We start from the raw sequence: 17,704 nt of genomic DNA, 5'->3' as shown, positions 1-17,704 counted from the left end.
TCCCATGCCGCGTTTTACTCGTATCGCCGTCCTGACCGCTTCGACCGCGCTGGCCGCGGGCGGGGCACTGATCCCCACCAGCGCGTTCGCCGCCCCGGCGCACACCGGCGCCGTGACCATGGCCCCCAGCCATCACCACCACGGAAACGGGGGCGGGGGCACGGTCACCAACGTCCCGGTCTTCAACAACGGCAACGGCGGGGGCACGGTCACCAACGTCCCCGTCTTCAACAACGGCAACGGCGGGGGCACGGTCACCAACGTCCCGGTCTTCAACAATGGCAATGGCGGAGGCACGGTCACCAACGTGCCGGTCTTCAACAACTGAGCGGCGGCGTGCGGCCGAGCGGGGCATCGTCTCGGCCGCACCGCCGTATGTCAAGCCCCGAATTTCCGGAGCATGACGTGGGCCGCTCGTCCGGGCCCAATGGAAACACAAGCCCTCATCCGCTCATTTCCCGTTGAAGGAGAATCACCATGACCCGCACGCGTACCCGACGTCTGGCGATGTTCACCGCGACGACCGCCCTGGCCGCCGGTGGAGTGCTGCTGCCGACGAGCGCGTTCGCCGCCCCGGCGCACACGGGCGGCGGCGGTCACTACGGCTACAGCCGCTCCGGCGGACACAGCCACTACGGCGGCTACGGCGACTCCGGCCACTACGGCGACTCCGGGCGTCAGGAAAGCGGCCGTGGAAGCAGCCAGGGGAGCGGCAACGTCATCATCATCAACAACAACATTCCCATCTTCAACAACCTCGGCGTCGCCCCGGCCGCGAACACCACCGGCAACGGGACCCAGTGATCGGTACGGACCCCGCGCGGACGGGGGAAGCCGTCCGCCTACCGCGGGCCGCGCAGGTGGTGGCGTTTCCGCCAGGCGACCACGGCGCCCGCCACCGCCGGGACGACGATGGCCGCCACGGAGATCAGGAACACCGGGGACGTCGGGGTGGAGGCGCGGGCGCCCGCCACCACGTAGGCGGCCACGTTGGGGATCGAGCCGAGGGCCGTCGCCAGCAGGAACGGGGCGTACCGCATGCGGGAGACAGCCGCGGCGTAGTTCGCGGCCCAGAACGGGACCCCGGGGAACAGGCGTACCGCCAGCATCGAACGGAAGCCGTGTCTGCTGAACTGGTTGTCCGCCGCCTTCAGCAGACGACCGCGCAGCAGCGGACGCAGGGCGTCCTGGCCGAGCATCCGGCCGAGCGCGAAGGAGATCCACGCGCCGAGGACGGTGCCGGCCATGGCGGCGCCCATGCCCAGGGCCGAGCCGAAGAGCGCGCCGGCCGCGAGGTTCAGAAAGGGCCGGGGCACGAACGCCACGGTGACCAGACCGTACGCCACGATGAAGATCACCAGGGCGGTGCCGCCCCGAGCCTGGGGCGGCCAGCCGTGGGTCATGAGCTTCTGCGGCTCGAAGAGCAGTACCGACGCCCCGCCCGCCGCGAGCAGGGCGACCAGCAGGGAGAGCCGGGACCACGGCGAGAGCAGCACTCTCGTGCACCGGCTCGCGAAGCCCGGCGGCGGAGGAACGGCGACGGCGACGGCGAGCTCCGTGGCGGTGGCCCGGGGAGGGGCCGTGGCGGTGCCAGAGCGGTTGGCATCGAGCATCAGGCGACACTAGCCGACGCGGACGTGTGATCGCCGTACGGTCGCCGTCCGTTGGGCGGACCAGGGGCACGGAAAACCGTTCGACGTGCGGCGACGCATCGGCAATGATCTGCGTCATGTTCCGGTACGCCTTCCTCGTCGCAGCGTCCGCAGTCGCGGATGCGCCGAAGGCTGCCGTCCCGTTCCTCACGGCCGCTGCCGACGGCGCCCGAAGCTGACCCTCCCCGGAACGTCCGGCGGACCCCGCAGGGGGAGGGTCGGCGAGTTCCCCGGGGTCCCCGCGTCTCGCGTCCGACGAGGCGTCTCTCCGTACCGAAGAGGCTTCGAGGTACAGCCATGCCCAAGACGGCGTACGTCCGCACCAAACCGCATCTCAACATCGGCACGATGGGCCATGTCGACCACGGCAAGACCACCCTGACCGCCGCCATCACCAAGGTCCTCGCCGAGCGCGGCACCGGCACCTTCGTGCCGTTCGACCGCATCGACCGGGCCCCGGAGGAGGCCGCCCGCGGCATCACCATCAACATCGCGCACGTCGAGTACGAGACGGACACCCGGCACTACGCCCACGTGGACATGCCGGGCCACGCCGACTACGTCAAGAACATGGTCACCGGGGCCGCGCAGCTGGACGGGGCGATCCTCGTCGTCTCCGCGCTCGACGGGATCATGCCGCAGACCGCCGAACACGTGCTGCTCGCCCGGCAGGTGGGCGTGGACCACGTGGTGGTGGCGCTGAACAAGGCGGACTCGGCCGACGAGGAGCTGGTGGAGCTCGTCGAGCTGGAGGTCCGCGAACTGCTCGGCGCGCACGGCTACGGCGGCGACTCGGTGCCCGTCGTGCGGGTCTCCGGACTCAAGGCGCTGGAGGGGGACCCGCGTTGGACGGCGTCGATCGAGGCGCTGCTCGACGCGGTGGACACCTATGTGCCGATGCCGGAGCGGTACCTGGACGCGCCGTTCCTGCTGCCGGTGGAGAACGTGCTGACCATCACCGGACGGGGGACCGTGGTGACCGGGGCCGTCGAGCGGGGCACCGTGCGGGTCGGGGACCGGATCGAGGTGCTCGGCGCGGACGTCGAGACCGTCGTCACGGGTCTGGAGACCTTCGGGAAGCCGATGGACGAGGCGCAGGCCGGGGACAACGTGGCGCTGCTGCTGCGCGGGGTGCCGCGGGACGCGGTGCGGCGGGGGCACGTGGTCGCGGCGCCGGGGAGCGTGGTGCCGGCGCGGCGGTTCTCGGCGCGGGTGTACGTGCTGTCGGGGCGTGAAGGGGGACGCACCACTCCGGTCGCGACGGGGTACCGGCCGCAGTTCTACATCCGTACCGCGGACGTGGTCGGGGACGTCGACCTCGGCGAGGTGGCGGTCGCCCGGCCCGGGGACACGGTGGAGATGACCGTGGAACTGGGGCGGGAGGTGCCGCTGGAGGCGGGGCTCGGGTTCGCGATCCGAGAGGGGGGCCGGACCGTGGGGGCGGGGACGGTGACCGCCGTCCAGGGTCCGTAGGCGGTTGCGGTACGAGGGGGACCGCGGGCCGGTGGAGGCCGGTCGCGCGGTTCCCCGCACCCCCGGGCGGACCTGCGCATCGCACAATGGAGAAGTGAACGATTCCATACCCGTCGTGCGTGTCACCGAGTACGGCACCGCCAAGTTGATGCCCGACGTCGATCGGGAGCGGGCCTGGTTGCTGACCGTGGACGGGGCGCCGCAGTCGTACGTCGACCTCGACGAACCGACGTACCTGGAGTTCGAGTACGCGCGGCGGCTCGGGTACGTGCTGGATGCCGTGGCCGAGGCCGGGGCGGCTCTCGACGTGCTGCATCTCGGCGGTGGCGCGCTCACCCTGCCCCGGTACGTGGCGGCGACCAGGGCCGGGTCCCGGCAGGACGTCGTCGACGCCGACCGGGGGCTGCTCGACCTCGTCACCGAGCATCTGCCGCTGGCGGACGACGCCGGGATCGCCCTGCACGCCGCCGACGCCCGGGGCTGGCTGGAAGCGGCGCCCGGGGGCTCGGCCGACGTGATCATCGGCGATGTCTTCGGCGGATCCCGGATCCCCGCGCACCTGACCTCGCTGGGCTACGCGCGGGAGGCCGAGCGGGTGCTGCGCGCCGACGGGGTGTACCTGGCGAACCTCGCGGACTCCGCCCCCTTCGCCTTCCTGCGTTCGCAACTCGCCACGTTCGCGGCGGTGTTCGAGGAGCTGGCGGTCATCGCCGAGCCGGGGGTGCTGCGCGGCCGACGATTCGGGAACGCGGTGCTCATCGCCTCGCACCGGCCGATCGACGCCGGGGCGCTGGCCCGCCGCACGGCCGCCGACGCCTTCCCGGCGAGGGTCGAACACGGCCCCGCGCTCAGGGAGTTCCTGGGAGGTGCCCGGCCGGTCGGGGACGCGGACGCGGTGCCGTCACCCGAGCCCCCCGGCGGAACGTTCGGCATCGGGTGAGGCGGCGGCGGGCCGCGCGGTGACCGGGACCGTACGGCGGGTGAGGTTGCGGACGTCCGGGACGAGCAGCACCGCGGCCGTGACGACGACGATCACGATCGCGCAGCCCCACAACGCCGGGCCCAGGCCGAAGGCCTCCTCCGCGGGGCCCGCCAGCGCCGTCGCCAGCGGCAGCAGGGAGACCGAGCCGAACCAGTCGTACGCCGAGACCCGGGAGAGCTTCTCCTCGGGTATCTCCTGGTGCAGCGCGGTCATCCAGGAGACGCCGAAGACCTCCACCGTCATCCCGGCCGCGAACATCACCACGTAGAGGACGCCCACCGGCACCGGTACCGCCAGGGCCGCGGAGGGCAGGGCCAGCGGGAAGACGCACAGGGTGCCGACGAACAGCAGCCGGCGGGGCTTCCAGCGGGTCATCAGGAGGGCGCCTGCCGCGGTGCCCGCGCCGAACGCGCCCAGGGCGAGACCCCAGGGCCCCGGGCCGCCGAGGCTGTCGCGGGCCACCAGCGGGCCGTAGACCGCGTCGGCGGCGCCCAGCACCGCGTTCGCGATCGAGAACTGGACGACGATGCCCCACAGCCAGGGGCGGCCCGTGAACTCACGCCAGCCGTCCCGCAGGTCCGCCAGCATCCCGCCGCCCGGGGCCCGCGGCGGGACATGGCTGACGTCGAGGAACGAACGCAGCGTCCCGGCGACCGCGAACGCCGCGGCGTCCACCGCCAGCACCCAGCCGGGGCCCACCGCCGCCACCAGTGCGCCGCCGAGGGCCGCACCGCCCAGGGCGGCCCCCTGCATCGCCATCCGGAACACGGCGAACGCCCGCCCCGCCTGCTCCCCGCTCACCGAGGACAGCAGCATCCCCTCCGCCGCCGGGCTGAAGAACGCCTGGCCGGTGCCGCCCAGCGCGGTGAGCAGCATCATCTGCCACAGCCGGGGCTCGCCCACGAGGACCATGGCGGCGAAGGCGCCCTGGGAGAGGAAGTTCAGGGCGTTGGCCGCGACCATCACCCGATGGCGTGGGAAACGGTCCGCCACCGCGCCCCCGACGAGCAGGAACAGCACCAGCGGGAGGGTGCGCGCGGCGGCCACCAGGCCGACGTCCCCGGCGTCGCCGCCCGCGTCCAGCACCGCGAACGCGGCGGCGATCAGCGAGCCGTTGGCGCCCAGGCTCGTCACGATCGCCGCCGCGGTCAGCAGGCTGTAGTTGCGGCCGGCCCAGGCGGGTCTGCGCGGGCGGGCGGGGTTGCCGGGGGAGTCGGAGGTGGAGGTCACCGCCTGACTATCCCCGGCCGGGACAGGGCTTGCCAAACCAATTGGGCGTCGTCGAGCCCGGGATCGGGTCAGCCCCCGGTCGGGGTGCCGTGCAGCCGGACCGTGCTGAGGATCTTCATGATCGTCGCTGTCGGGACCTCGCCGTTGACGCCCTTGGCGCCGTAGAAGTCCCAGGACACCAGGTCCCCGGCCGAGTTCTCGAACCCGAAGGTGAGCGCCTTGCCGTCACTCGCGCACTTGCCCTTGGCCGGGGTGCCGGTCGAGCGGGCCCAGGCGTAGGCGCCCTTGAGGCCCGACGCGGTGGTGTAGGCGGTGGCCTTCTTGTCGTAGCCGATGCTCTTCTTGTCCGGATACGTGTAGCCGCCGTACACCCACCAGGGCACCTCCCTGACGGCCGCGTCGCCCGGGGTCTTCGCGCCGCTCTCGCCCTTGGTGCCGACCGCCGCCAGGGCGGTGTCCTCGGTCCGGCCGTCCTTGTCGTCGTCGCTCGTGCACCACTTCGACTTGTACTGGGCGGGCGCCGACATGGTGATGATCGGCTTGCCCTCCTTGTCCTCGAAGCCGACGGAGGTGCCCGAGGACAGCACCTCCCAGTCGGCGGGCACGTCGAAGGCCGTGCCCCACTTGGGGTTCACGACGGTCTTCCAGCCCGCGATCGTCGGCTTCTCGCCGGTGCCGTCGCCGCGCGGGTTGTCGTCGCCCGAGGCGGAGGCCGAGGCGGACGCGGTCGCCGAAGGCGACTGGCTCGTCTTCTGGTTCTTGCCGCTGTCCGCCTTGTCGTCCTTCGTGCCGCCGAGCACCAGGAAACCGGTCACCCCGGCCGCCACCACGACGGCCGCGGCCGCGATGATCGCGACCACCTTGGTGCGGTTGCCCCCACCCCCGCCCTGCGGTCCCTGCGGCGCGCCGGCGGGCCCCGGCGGACCCCACTGCGGCTGCTGTCCGTACCCGGCCGGCTGCGGCTGCTGCCCGTACCCGCCCGGCTGCGGCTGCTGCCCGTACCCGCCCGGCTGCGGATACTGCTGGTAACCGGGCTGCTGGTAAGGATTCGGCTGCTGGTAACCCGGTTGCCGGTACGGGTTGCCCTGCGGGTTCTGCTCGCCCCCTGGCGGCTGCTGTTCTGGCCACATGGCTGGTAACCCTAGTGCCGCCCGGCGCACGGCACGGCCCCCGGCTCTGGCCAGGTGGTGCTACCCGTGAGTAACATGCGGTCATGAGCACAGACCAGATGTCGATCGGCGAGATGCTCGCCGCCACGGTCCCGATGGTGCGGACCCTCAACCTGGAGTACCTGGAGACGACTCCGGAGCGGGCCGTGCTGTCGCTTCCGGACCAGGGCGAGTTCCACAACCACATCGGCGGCCCGCACGCCGGTGCGATGTTCACCCTCGCCGAGTCCGCCAGCGGGGCGGTCGTCCTCGCCGCCTTCGGCGACCAGCTCTCCCGGGCCGTGCCGCTCGCGGTCAGCGCCGAGATCGCCTACCGGAAGGTCGCCCTCGGCCCGGTCACGGCCACCGCCACCCTGGGCCGCCCGATCGCCGACGTCGTCGCCGAACTGGACGCGGGCGGGCGGCCCGAGTTCCCGGTCGCCGTCGCCATCACGCGCGAGGACGGCGCGGTCACGGGTGAGATGACCGTTGTCTGGACCCTGCGCCCCAACAGCTGACCCCGGCGTCGGAACGCCGGACGGGGTGCGGGCCGCCGGGCCCTCACCCCGTCCTTCACGAGGGGTTGCTCAGGCGGCGCGGCGCTCTTCCCGGCCGGCCCCGTCCTCCTGGGCCAGACCCGCCACGAACTCCTTGAGCCACGCCGTGAACTCGGGCCCCAGATCAGGACGTTCGCTGGCCAGACGGACCACCGTGCGCAGGTAGTCGCCCTTGTCCCCGGTGTCGTAGCGCAGCCCGTCGAAGACCACCCCGTGCACCGTCCCGCCGACCGCCAACTCCTGTAGCGCGTCGGTCAGCTGGATCTCGCCGCCCCGGCCGGGCGCGGTCCGCTCCAGCACCTCGAATACCTGCGGGTCGAGGACGTAGCGGCCGATGACCGCGTAGGTGCTCGGGGCGTTCTCCGGGGACGGCTTCTCCACCAGCCCGGTCACCCTCACCACCCCGTCCTCGTCGGTGGCCTCGACGGCGGCGCAGCCGTACAGGTGGACCTGCGAGGGGTCGACCTCCATCAGGGCCACGACACTGCCCCGGAAGCGGTCGCGGACGTCCAGCATCCGGCTGAGCAGGGTCTCGCGGGCGTCGATCAGGTCGTCACCGAGGAGTACCGCGAAGGGCTGGTCGCCCACGTGGTGCCTGGCGCACAGCACCGCGTGGCCGAGGCCGAGCGGGTCGCCCTGGCGGATGTGGTGGATGTCGGCGAGCCGGGCCGGGTCGCGTACCGCGTCCAGGCGGACGGTGTCGCCCTTGGCGGCCAGCGCCTGTTCCAGCTCGAAGGCGTGGTCGAAGTGGTCCTCGATGGCCCGCTTGTGCCGTCCGGTGACCATGAGGATGTCGTCGAGCCCGGCCTTCGCGGCCTCCTCGACGACGTACTGGATGGCCGGCTTGTCCACGACCGGCAGCATCTCCTTCGGTGTCGCCTTGGTGGCGGGCAGGAAGCGGGTGCCGAGCCCGGCGGCCGGGACCACGGCCTTGCGCACCGGCCGGGGGGACGCGGGGGCGGGGGAGGAGCGGGGGGCGATCATGCGGCACATCGTGGTCCACCGGGATGAGAGCAGGCCGAGAGAAACGTGTCAGAGGGCTGTGGAACGCCGACTGCCGTCCGCCGTACCGGAGGACGCCGCGGAGTTGAAGATTTCGTGTCCCATCCGGAAGGTGACGCACACAAGTTGAACCTGTGCGACCGCTGAATCCAATCAAGATGGGGATACCGCCGGTAACTTATTGGAATTGCCGCGACTTTGAACTTCAGTCATCCCGACTTCTTGTTTCCTGTGAGCGGCGTGTGCGAAGGTGAGCCTCCCCGCGGGAGGGCCCAGAGGCCTGCACGGCCGTCAGGCCGGTCCTTATGGGCTCCACAAGGTACGCACCAATCAGGCACTGCATTCCCCAGGGCGCCATTTCGCATGCCGTCCTGCGGGTCGGAAGGAAATGGTTCAGTGCACTCCCCCTACCCCCCACGACCGCCTTACCCGCCTCGCCCCGGTACGACGCCGGGGGAGTCCGACCGCGATCTCGTCGCCCAGCTCACCGCGGACCCGGCCGCCAGACACCACGCCGTCGCCCTGCTGCTGACCAGACACTGGCGCGCCACCTGCGAGTACGCCGTCGTCTGCCTCGCCTCCGCCACACCCGCCGCGCAACTGGTCGCCAGCGCGGCCTTCGAGCGGGTCCTCGGCCGGCTGGCCGGCGGCGCGGTCGGCGGCGCCCTCCGTCCGCAGCTGCTCGTGGCCGTACGGGAGACGGTCCGGGCGTGGGCCGCCGACGAAGCCATCTCCGTGGTCGTACCGGAACTGCGCAGAACCACCGGCGGTCGCGGACTCAGTGCCGCGAAGCCCGGAACCCCGGAAAGGCGGCAACTCGCCGAGCGCGCTTTCCGGGCGCTTCCCGCAGCGTCGCAATGCCTCTTGTGGCACACCGAGGTGGAAGCCGAACCCATAAACATACCCGCTGGTCTGCTGGGTGTCGACGTGCCTACCGCGACGGCCGCCCTCGACCAGGCACGCGAGCAATTCAGGACCGGCCTGGTGCGCGCCCACCGGGAACTCGCGCCCTCGAAGGAATGCCGTTTCTACAACCGTCTCCTCGACGTCCCCCTGCGCCGAGGCGGCTCGCTGCTCCCCGATGTGCAACGGCATCTCGCCGAGTGCCGGTACTGCCGGCACGCCGCCGAACAGCTGAGCCACTTCGACGGCGGTCTGGAGTTCCTGCTCGCCGAGACCGTGCTCGGCTGGGGAGCCCGCCGCTACCTCGACACCCGGGCCGGCCGGGGCGTGGCCGTCGAGGCGTGGCCGGCCGGCGCCGCACCGGAGCGGCAGGCCGCGCCGGGCGGACGGCACCGCACGGTGCCGGAGGGAAGCCGGCGCAAGGCGCTGGCCGTCGGGGTCGGCGTCGGCCTGGTCTCCCTCGTGCTGCTCGCGACCGTGCTCGCGGCCAAGGGCTGGTCGGACGACAACGGCGTCGCGCACCCCGGCGCCACCACCTGGGGCGCCCCGGTCGTGGGCGTCACCCGGACCGGCCCCACCGCCCACCCGCCCGCCGCGGCCTCTCCGTCGCCGGCCTCGGCGGGCGAACCCGCCGAGATCGCCCAGGGCCGACTGCGCAGCCTCGGCACCGGGCTCTGTGCCGACGTGCGCGGCGGCCTCGTGCGGGCGGGCGCCGAACTGCGTCTCGACACCTGTTCGGACGCCGGGTCCCAGCAGTGGTCGTACCAGGAGGACGGCATGCTGCGCAGCGCGCTCGAGCCCACCCTGTGCCTCACCGCCGATCCCGGCACCCGCGGTGTCGTGGTCTCCGGCTGCCTGGTGCACGCGGGGGAGGTGTCGTACGACCTCACGGTGCGCGGTGAACTCCTGCTCCGCTGGGACAAGGGCCTCGCGCTGGCCGCGGACGCCGCCCAGGTGGTGGTGGCCCGCCGCGACGGGTCGGTCGGGCAGCGCTGGGACCTGCGACCGGCGGGCGACGACACGGCGGTGCCGCACGTGGCCGCTCCGAGGGTGACGCCCCCTTCACGGCAGGGCGGGTCCACCGGGTCCCCCGGGTCCGCGGCTGCGGCGGTGGAGGCACCCGGTGCGCCACCGGAGCCGTACGGCACGCGGGTCGTGCGGGCCGGGGCCCCCGGCCGTCCCGTCGCCGTCGTTCCGGCCGCGCCCGTCGGCGCGGTCGGGCAGGCGGAGCCCGTGGGGCCCGTGGGGACGCTCACCGCGGCGGCCGGTGCGGTGCGGGGCTCCGTGCCGAAGCCCGTGACGGACGTCGTGCGCGGGACGGGGAGCCTGCTCGTCGCCGCAGCCGGTGACCGTGCGGGTCGCGGCGCGCACGGTCACCGCTGAATCCCCGTCGACGAACGGTCGGCGAGCGGGAGCTCTCCGACCGTTTACTTCAAGGATTTACGATAATTTTCCCGACTGTGCGTTTCAATTGAAGCGATGCAGTTGGAGTCAGGTTTCTGTCGGCTTGGTGCGGGGTTCGTGCAGGACTGTGCGGTATGGGTTTCCGGTGTGCCACGATCGAGCCAGCGGGCCTCGGACACCCCGAATTTACAGAGCTCTGCGCCACGGCACCGCACGTTGCGCCAGGGTGAGGGCGGGATGAATCGCCTGGGTGCTTTGACGCGCTTGTGGCGGTGTGGCGGCAGTGCTCCGTGCGGCTCGCGGTCCCTGATCCGCAGGGGATTGCTCGGATTTTCGGCTCTTGCGGTGAATTCCCCCCACTGGCCGAATCAATGCCACCCCGCGTGAAAGCGCCACCCCGTTATTGACCCGCGAGTAATGAACTCGCTAGTTTCCGGTGGCCTCACCCGGATCTCTCCGCCGCACACGTTCCCCACCGTGCTGTCCTCCCGATTATTCGGAGCATCATGACGTCCCCTGTGCGTGCCGTCGACCTGATCATCTGCATCACCCCTTTCGGAGAACCCGACGCCAGGCTCGCCACGGCGGTCTGCGCCGCCGGCGGACTCGGTGTCCTCGACCTCGGCCGCGGTGACCGAAGAACCCGGGAGGCGCTGGCCCGGCTGAGCCGCGCGGCGCCCGGGCCGTACGGCGTGCGGGTGGGGGCGGGCTGTGCGCTCGGCCCGGACGACCTGCACCCGGTCCCCGACACGGTGGTCCTGGCCGCCGACGTGCCCTGGGACCCCGCCTCCTGGGACCCCGCCTCCTCGGATCACGCACCCTGGGACATCGCGCAACTCGCCCCGCGCAGCAGGGTCCTCGTCGAGGTCACCGATCTGGCCGCGGCACGCGCGGCGGTCGCGGCCGGCGCGCACGGGCTCATCGCCCGCGGGGCGGAGAGCGGTGGCCGGGTCGGTGCGCTCAACACCTTCGTCCTCCTCCAACAACTGCTCGCGGCACCGGAGTTGGACGTACCGGTGTGGGCCTGCGGCGGCATCGGGCCGCGTACGGCGGCGGCCGCGGTGGCGGGCGGCGCGGCCGGGGTCGTCCTGGACAGCCAACTCGCCCTGCTCGCCGAGGCCGGGCTGCCCGAGGCGACAGCGGCCGCGCTGCGCTCCCTGGACGGCTCCGAGACGGTGGTCGTGGCCGGGCACCGGGTCCTGCACCGGCGCGGCCCGGACACCGTGCGCCCGCCCGCCGACGACCCGGCCGCGGTCGCCGCGCTGCTCGGCGCCGAGGACCCGCGCACCCAGCTGCTTCCGGTGGGCCAGGACGGCTTCCTCGCCGCGCGGTTCGCCGACCGATGGCGCGACGCCGGGCGAACGGTGCGGGAGTTGAGGGCGGCGATACGGGAAACCGGCGAGGAAGCGGCCGCCGCGCTGCGGCCCGCGACCTCCGCGATGAGCCGCGCCCTGGGCACCCGGCTGCCCGTCGCCCAGGGCCCGATGACCCGGGTCAGCGACCGGGCCGCCTTCGCCGCGGCCGTCGCCGACGACGGGGCCCTGCCCTTCCTCGCGCTGGCCCTCGCGGACGGCGCCCGCACCCGCGAGCTGCTGACCGAGGCCAAGGCGGCACTGGACGGGCGGCCCTGGGGCGTCGGCGTGCTCGGTTTCGCTCCCGAGGAGCTGCGGAGCGCCCAGCTCGACGCCGTACGCGAACTGCGGCCCACCCACGCGATCGTCGCCGGCGGCCGGCCCGCCCAGGCGGAGGCGCTGGAACAGGCCGGGATCAGCACCTTCCTGCACGTGCCCTCACCGGGGCTCCTGCGGCAGTTCCTGGAGGCAGGGGCCCGGAAGTTCGTGTTCGAGGGCTCGGAGTGCGGCGGCCACGTCGGGCCGCGCGCGAGCTTCCCGCTGTGGGAGGCCCAGCTCGCCGTGCTGGAGGACTTCCCGGACGCCGAAGGACTGGAGGTGTTCTTCGCGGGCGGCATCCACGACGAGCGCTCCGCCGCGATGGTCGCCGCGCTCGCCGCGCCGCTGACCGCCCGGGGCGCGGCCGTCGGCCTCCTCATGGGCACCGCCTACCTCTTCACCGAGGAGGCGGTGGACCGGGGGGCGATCCAGCCCCTCTTCCAGCGCCAGGTCAGGGCCGCCGCCTCGACCGCCCTCCTGGAGACCGCCCCCGGACACGCCACCCGCTGTGTGCCCAGCCCCTTCACCCTCAACTACCACAAGCGCGAAGCCGAGCTACGGGCCGGCGGAGTCCCGGACCGGCGGCTGTGGGAGGAGCTGGAACGCCTGAACGTCGGCCGGCTGCGCATCGCCAGCAAGGGCGTCGACCGTGCCGAAACGGGCGAGGTGACACCCGTCGACGAGCGACGCCAGCTCAACGACGGCATGTTCATGGCCGGGGACGTCGCCGTCCTGCGCTCGGCGACGACCACCATGGCCGCCCTGCACCACGCCGTCACCGACGGGGCGGCCGCTCTCCTGGCGGCCCGGCCGGCACCCCGGCAGCGCACCGAACCGCCCGCGCCCGCCCCGCTGGACATCGCGATCGTGGGCATGGCCTGCATGTTCCCGCAGGCTCCCGACCTCGCCACGTTCTGGGCGAACGTGGTGGCCGGCCACGACGCGGTCACCGAGGTGCCGCCCGAGCGCTGGGACCCGGCCGTCCACCACGCGGACGGGAGCACCACGTCGAAGTGGGGCGGCTTCCTGCCGCCCATCCCCTTCGACGCGCTGGCCTACGGCATCCCGCCCGCCTCCCTCGGCCACATCGAGCCGGTCCAGCTGCTGTCCCTGGAGGCCGCCCGGCGCGCCCTCGACGACGCCGGATACGGCGAGCGGGGCCGGGAGTTCGACCGGTCCCGCACGTCCGTGGTCTTCGGCGCCGAGGCGGGCAGCGACCTGTCCAACGCGGGCACCCTGCGCGCCGTGCTGCCCTCCTACTACGGCAAGGTGCCCGACGGGCTCGCGGATCAGCTGCCCCGGCTGACCGAGGACTCCTTCCCCGGCATGCTCGCCAACGTCATCTCCGGCCGGATCGCCAACCGGCTCGACCTCGGCGGCGCCAACTACACCGTCGACGCGGCCTGCGCGTCCTCGCTGGCCGCCGTGGACGTGGCCTGCAAGGAACTCACCGCGGGCACCAGCGACGTGGTGCTGTGCGGGGGCGCCGACCTGCACAACGGCATCAACGACTACGTGCTCTTCTCCTCCGTGCACGCCCTGTCGCCGACCGGTCGCTCCCGCGCCTTCGACGGTTCCGCCGACGGCATCGCCCTCGGTGAGGGCGTGGCGTGCGTCGTGCTGAAGCGGCTGGCGGACGCCGAGCGCGACGGCGACCGGATCTACGGTGTGATCAAGGGGCTCGGCTCGTCCAGCGACGGCCGTTCCCTGGGGCTGACCGCGCCGCGTCCCGAGGGACAGCGGGCCGCCCTGCTGCGCGCGTACCGCAACGCCGGGATCTCGCCGGCACAAGTGGGCCTGGTCGAGGCGCACGGCACCGGGACCGTCGTCGGCGACCGCACCGAACTGACCATTCTCGGGGAGGTGTTCGCCGACGCCGGAGCGGTCAGCGGTGGCTGTGCGCTGGGATCGGTCAAGTCGCAGATCGGGCACACCAAGTGTGCGGCCGGACTCGCCGGCCTGATCAAGACCACCCTCGCCCTGCACACCGGCGTCACACCGCCCACCCTGCATCTGGAGCGGCCCAACGCGGCCTGGCAGGAGGACGACAGCCCGTTCGCCTTCCACACCGAGGCCAGACCCTGGGCCGCGCCGGCCGCCGAACGGATCGCCGGCGTCAGCGCCTTCGGGTTCGGCGGCACCAACTTCCACGTGGTGGTCGGCGCGTACGACAGCCCCGTGCCACCCGAGCAGGGGCTCCTCGCCTGGCCCGCCGAGCTGTTCCTGTTCAGGGGCCGGGACGAGAAGGCCGCGCACCGGGGCGTCGAGGAGATCCTGCGGGCCGCCGAGTCCGGGTCCTGGCGGTTGCGCGACCTGGCGCTGGCCGCCGCCCGCCGTGCGGACGCCGCGCACGAGCCGGTGCGGGCCGCGGTGGTCGCGCGGGACGTGAGCGGGCTCGCCGGACGACTGCGCCGGATCCTCGCCGGAGAGCACGACCCGCGCGCCGGGATCCACCTGGCCGACGGGGCCCAGGACGGCGCAGGGAAGGTGGCGTTCCTCTTTCCCGGCCAGGGCAGTCAGCGCCCCGGCATGCTCGCCGACGTCCTGATCGCGTTCCCCGAGCTCCAGCACTACCTGCGCCTCGGCCGCGCCCACGCCGACGTCCTCTACCCGCCCACCGCGTTCGACGACGACACCCGTGAGCGCCGCCGGGCCGCCCTGACCGACACCCGGGCCGCCCAGCCCGCCCTCGGCATCACCGGCCTCGCCGCCCACGCCCTGCTGACGGCGGCCGGGGTGCGCCCCGACATGGCGGCCGGACACAGCTACGGCGAACTCGTCGCCCTCGGCGCGGCCGGCGCCCTCGCCCCCGAGACACTCCTGGAACTCAGCGCCGAACGCGCGGCGGCGATCCTGGCCGCCGCCGGCGACGAACCGGGCACCATGGCCGCGGTGTCCGCCGGGGCGGACGACGTCGAACGCGCCCTGCGCACCGCGCAGGCGCCGCCATCCGTCGTGCTCGCCAACCACAACTCCCCCCAGCAGACGGTGATCTCGGGCCCCACGCCGGACGTGGCCGAGGCCGTGCGGTTGCTGCGGGACGCCGGGTTCGGCGCGAAGCGGCTTCCGGTGGCCTGTGCCTTCCACAGCCCGGTCGTGGCGGGGGCCGGGGAGCGGTTCGCGCACGCCCTCGCCGACAAGGACGTACGACCGCCCGAGTTCCCGGTGTGGTCCAACCGCACGGCGGCCCCCTACCCGCGGCACGCCGACGCCGTACGCGCCGAACTGGCCGCCCAGATCGGTTCGCCCGTCGCCTTCGCGGCGGGGATCGAGGCGATGTACGAGGCGGGCGCCCGGGTCTTCGTCGAGGCAGGGCCGGGGACGGTCCTCAGCCGGCTGGTCGGCCAGATCCTCGGCGAGCGGCCGCACACCGCGGTGGCCTGCGAACCCCGCCCCGACAGCGGCCTGCCGGGCTGGCTCGACGCGCTCGCCCGGCTGGCCGTGGCCGGGGTGCCGGTCCGTACCGCCTGGCTGCTGCGCGGCCGCGACGCCGTGGACGCGCTGCGCACCCCGGCACCGAAGCGGCCCGGCTGGACGGTCGACGGCCAGCTGGTGCGCACCGCCGACGGAGACCTGCTGCCCGGTGCCCTCGCACCGGCCCGACGAGTCGTGGAGACGACGACTGTGACGACGAACCAGCCGCACGGCACCCCGGCCGACCGGGACGCGCTGATCTCCGAATACCTGCGCACCAGCCGGGAGATGATCGCCGCCCAGCGCGATGTGCTGCTCACCTACTTCGGGGCGACCCAGGTGCCCGCGGCTCCGGCTCCCGGGTGGCTGCCGCCCGCCGAATCGGTCGTACCCGAACCGCAGGCGGCGGCGCCCTCCGTCGCCGGGCCCGAGACCGCACCCGTAGCCGCACCCGAGGAGCCCGCCGACGTCGAGCGGGTGGTGCTGGAGATCATCAGCGAACGCACCGGCTACCCCCTCGACATGATCGAGCCGGACCTCGACCTGGAGGCGGACCTCAGCATCGACTCCATCAAACGTGCCGAGATCGCGGGCGAGTTGGCGAAGCGTCTCGGGATCGCGGGCGGTACCCGGACGCTGGACGACAGCGAGCTGGAGGAACTGGCCAAGGCACGCACGGCGGCCGCCGTGACGGGCTGGCTCGCGGCGCGCGTCGAAGGGGCGGCCGGGACGGAGACCGCCGGGGCCGCCGCGTCCGAGGAGACGGCCGAAGAGGCCCCGGCGCACGAAGAGACCCTCGGCGCAGTGGCACCCAAGCGCTACGAGGTGCGGCCGGTGCCCCTCGCGCCGCCGGAAACGGGGGCCGACCCGGCCGCCGTACTGTCCGGGAAGCGGTTCTTCGTCCTCGGGGACGGCGCGCCCCTGGCGGAACGGCTCTGCGCGTACGGCGCCGAGACCGTGACCGTCGCACCGGACCACCTGCTCGGGGAGGCGGACGGGGCCGTGGACGGCGTGCTGTACCTGGGCGCGCTGCCCGGCACCGGGGACACGCCGGTGCTGCCGGACGCCTTCCCGGTCCTGCGGGCGGCCCTGGCACGTGGCCCGCGCTGGCTGCTGGCCGCCCGGCCCGCCGACGGTGACGACGCGGCACGCTCGGCCGGCCTGCACGGGCTGTTCCGTACGGTCGCCCGCGAGTACCCGGACACCGTCGCCCGGGTCGTGACCCTGGAGAACGCGGAACCGGCCGCCGTCGCCGACGCACTGCTCACCGAGCTGCTCGCTCCCGGCCCGGCGCCCGTCGTGCTGCGCACGGCCGCCGGCCGGCAGGGCCTCGAACCGGTGGAGGCGCCGCTGGGCGCGCTCGGCAGCACCGGTGCCGGACCGGCGGGGGAGGGCGCCGCCGAGGCCGGTGCGCTGGGCCTGGACCGGGACTCCGTGGTGCTGCTGGTCGGCGGGGCCCGGGGCATCACCGCGAAGTTCGCGGCCGCCCTCGCCACCGCCTGCCGCTGCCGCCTCGAACTGCTCGGCCGGACCCCCGCGCCCACCGGGCCCGAGGCCCCGGACACCGCCGCCGCCCGCACCCCCGCCGAACTCCGTGCGGCCCTCGCCGCCCGGGGTGGCCTGAAGCCCGCCGAGGTCAACCGCGAGGCCGAACTGCTGCTTTCCCAGCGGGAGATCACCGCCACCCTCGACGAACTCGCCGCGCTCGGCAGCGAGGCCCGCTACCACGCCGTCGACTTCCGCGACCGGGACGCCGCCCTCCAGGCGGTCAAGGAGATCCACGCCGACCACGGCCGCCTGGACGGGGTCGTCTTCGCGGCCGGGGTGATCGAGGACCGGCTGATCGCCGAGAAGACCCCCGAGTCCTTCCAGCGGGTCTACGGCACCAAGACGACCGGCGCCGCGACCCTGCTCGCCGCACTGGAGGAACTCCCCGGCGGCCCTGCCTTCGCGGTGCTGTTCGGCAGCGTCTCCGCCGTCCTCGGCAACCGGGGCCAGGCCGACTACGCGGCCGCCAACGACACGCTGGAGAGCCTCGGCGCCGACTGGGCGCGGCGCACCGGCAACCGGGTCCTGACCGTGCACTGGGGCCCCTGGGCCCCCACCGGCGGCCACACCGGCATGGTCAGTCCGGAACTGGGGCGCGAGTACGCACGGCGCGGGGTACGACTGATCGACCCCGACGAGGGCACGGCCGCGCTGCTGCGGGAGCTCGCCTGGGGCGCGGAGACCACCCGCGCCGTCGTCTACACCGCGTCGGGCTGGTGAG

At 73.7% G+C, this 17,704-nt stretch carries 10 protein-coding genes and 1 pseudogene; 7 read left to right on the top strand and 4 right to left on the bottom strand.

Going from position 1 to position 17,704, the window contains the following annotated elements; translation table 11 throughout:
• Positions 1 to 328, top strand: a pseudogene (locus AB0958_RS36665) (hypothetical protein); the annotation flags it as partial.
• A gap of 149 nt (positions 329 to 477) precedes the next feature.
• Complete coding sequence (locus AB0958_RS36660) at positions 478 to 804, top strand: hypothetical protein (protein WP_366894795.1); 327 nt, start codon at positions 478 to 480, stop codon at positions 802 to 804.
• A 38-nt stretch (positions 805 to 842) separates the two neighbouring features.
• Here the strand turns inward: AB0958_RS36660 and AB0958_RS36655 are convergent, their stop codons facing one another.
• On the bottom strand, positions 843 to 1,613 hold the full coding sequence (locus AB0958_RS36655; RefSeq protein WP_366894794.1) for a TVP38/TMEM64 family protein: 771 nt from the start codon (positions 1,611 to 1,613) through the stop codon (positions 843 to 845).
• Positions 1,614 to 1,949: 336 nt separating this feature from the next.
• Here AB0958_RS36655 and tuf point away from each other — a divergent pair, with 336 nt between their 5' ends.
• Both tuf and AB0958_RS36645 read left to right on the top strand, forming a co-directional pair.
• Positions 1,950 to 3,125 (top strand): elongation factor Tu, encoded by a 1,176-nt coding sequence (gene tuf / locus AB0958_RS36650; protein ID WP_366894793.1) that lies wholly within the window; start codon positions 1,950 to 1,952, stop codon positions 3,123 to 3,125.
• 94 nt (positions 3,126 to 3,219) lie between these two features.
• Positions 3,220 to 4,065 carry a fused MFS/spermidine synthase gene (locus AB0958_RS36645; RefSeq protein WP_366894792.1) on the top strand — a complete coding sequence of 282 codons (846 nt, stop codon included), beginning with the start codon at positions 3,220 to 3,222 and terminating at the stop codon, positions 4,063 to 4,065.
• Here AB0958_RS36645 and AB0958_RS36640 read toward each other — a convergent pair.
• Positions 4,027 to 5,337, bottom strand: a complete 1,311-nt coding sequence (locus AB0958_RS36640) for an MFS transporter (RefSeq protein WP_366894791.1) — start codon at positions 5,335 to 5,337, stop codon at positions 4,027 to 4,029. The genes AB0958_RS36645 and AB0958_RS36640 overlap by 39 nt on opposite strands.
• A 68-nt stretch (positions 5,338 to 5,405) precedes the next feature.
• On the bottom strand, positions 5,406 to 6,467 hold the full coding sequence (locus tag AB0958_RS36635) for a hypothetical protein (RefSeq protein WP_366894790.1): 1,062 nt from the start codon (positions 6,465 to 6,467) through the stop codon (positions 5,406 to 5,408).
• Positions 6,468 to 6,565: 98 nt separating this feature from the next.
• On the opposite strand from AB0958_RS36635, the gene AB0958_RS36630 reads away from it, so the two are divergent.
• On the top strand, positions 6,566 to 7,003 hold the full coding sequence (locus AB0958_RS36630; RefSeq protein WP_366894797.1) for a DUF4442 domain-containing protein: 438 nt from the start codon (positions 6,566 to 6,568) through the stop codon (positions 7,001 to 7,003).
• A gap of 69 nt (positions 7,004 to 7,072) precedes the next feature.
• On the opposite strand, the gene galU is transcribed toward AB0958_RS36630, so the two are convergent.
• Positions 7,073 to 8,026, bottom strand: coding sequence for a UTP--glucose-1-phosphate uridylyltransferase GalU (gene galU, locus AB0958_RS36625; RefSeq protein ID WP_366894789.1), 954 nt, complete (start codon positions 8,024 to 8,026; stop codon positions 7,073 to 7,075).
• 414 nt (positions 8,027 to 8,440) lie between these two features.
• On the opposite strand from galU, the gene AB0958_RS36620 reads away from it, so the two are divergent.
• Positions 8,441 to 10,330 carry an RICIN domain-containing protein gene (locus AB0958_RS36620; RefSeq protein ID WP_366894787.1) on the top strand — a complete coding sequence of 630 codons (1,890 nt, stop codon included), beginning with the start codon at positions 8,441 to 8,443 and terminating at the stop codon, positions 10,328 to 10,330.
• A 527-nt stretch (positions 10,331 to 10,857) separates the two neighbouring features.
• Positions 10,858 to 17,703 (top strand): SDR family NAD(P)-dependent oxidoreductase, encoded by a 6,846-nt coding sequence (locus AB0958_RS36615; RefSeq protein ID WP_366894786.1) that lies wholly within the window; start codon positions 10,858 to 10,860, stop codon positions 17,701 to 17,703.
• Position 17,704: the final 1 nt, after the last annotated feature.

This window comes from Streptomyces sp. NPDC006655, assembly GCF_040703965.1.
In the GTDB taxonomy this organism is placed as follows: Bacteria; Actinomycetota; Actinomycetes; order Streptomycetales; family Streptomycetaceae; genus Streptomyces.
The sequence above is the reverse complement of the archived record's forward strand: the minus strand, read 5'-3'. Positions and strand labels throughout refer to the sequence as shown.

What these genes read in the sequence shown, in the direction of transcription:
- galU (WP_366894789.1), bottom strand. Translation starts at nt 8,026, where the DNA reads ATGATCGCCCCCCGCTCCTCCCCCGCCCCCGCGTCCCCCCGGCCGGTG.
- AB0958_RS36630 (WP_366894797.1), top strand. Translation starts at nt 6,566, where the DNA reads ATGTCGATCGGCGAGATGCTCGCCGCCACGGTCCCGATGGTGCGGACC.
- AB0958_RS36635 (WP_366894790.1), bottom strand. Translation starts at nt 6,467, where the DNA reads ATGTGGCCAGAACAGCAGCCGCCAGGGGGCGAGCAGAACCCGCAGGGC.
- tuf (WP_366894793.1), top strand. Translation starts at nt 1,950, where the DNA reads ATGCCCAAGACGGCGTACGTCCGCACCAAACCGCATCTCAACATCGGC.
- AB0958_RS36660 (WP_366894795.1), top strand. Translation starts at nt 478, where the DNA reads ATGACCCGCACGCGTACCCGACGTCTGGCGATGTTCACCGCGACGACC.
- AB0958_RS36655 (WP_366894794.1), bottom strand. Translation starts at nt 1,613, where the DNA reads ATGCTCGATGCCAACCGCTCTGGCACCGCCACGGCCCCTCCCCGGGCC.
- AB0958_RS36615 (WP_366894786.1), top strand. Translation starts at nt 10,858, where the DNA reads ATGACGTCCCCTGTGCGTGCCGTCGACCTGATCATCTGCATCACCCCT.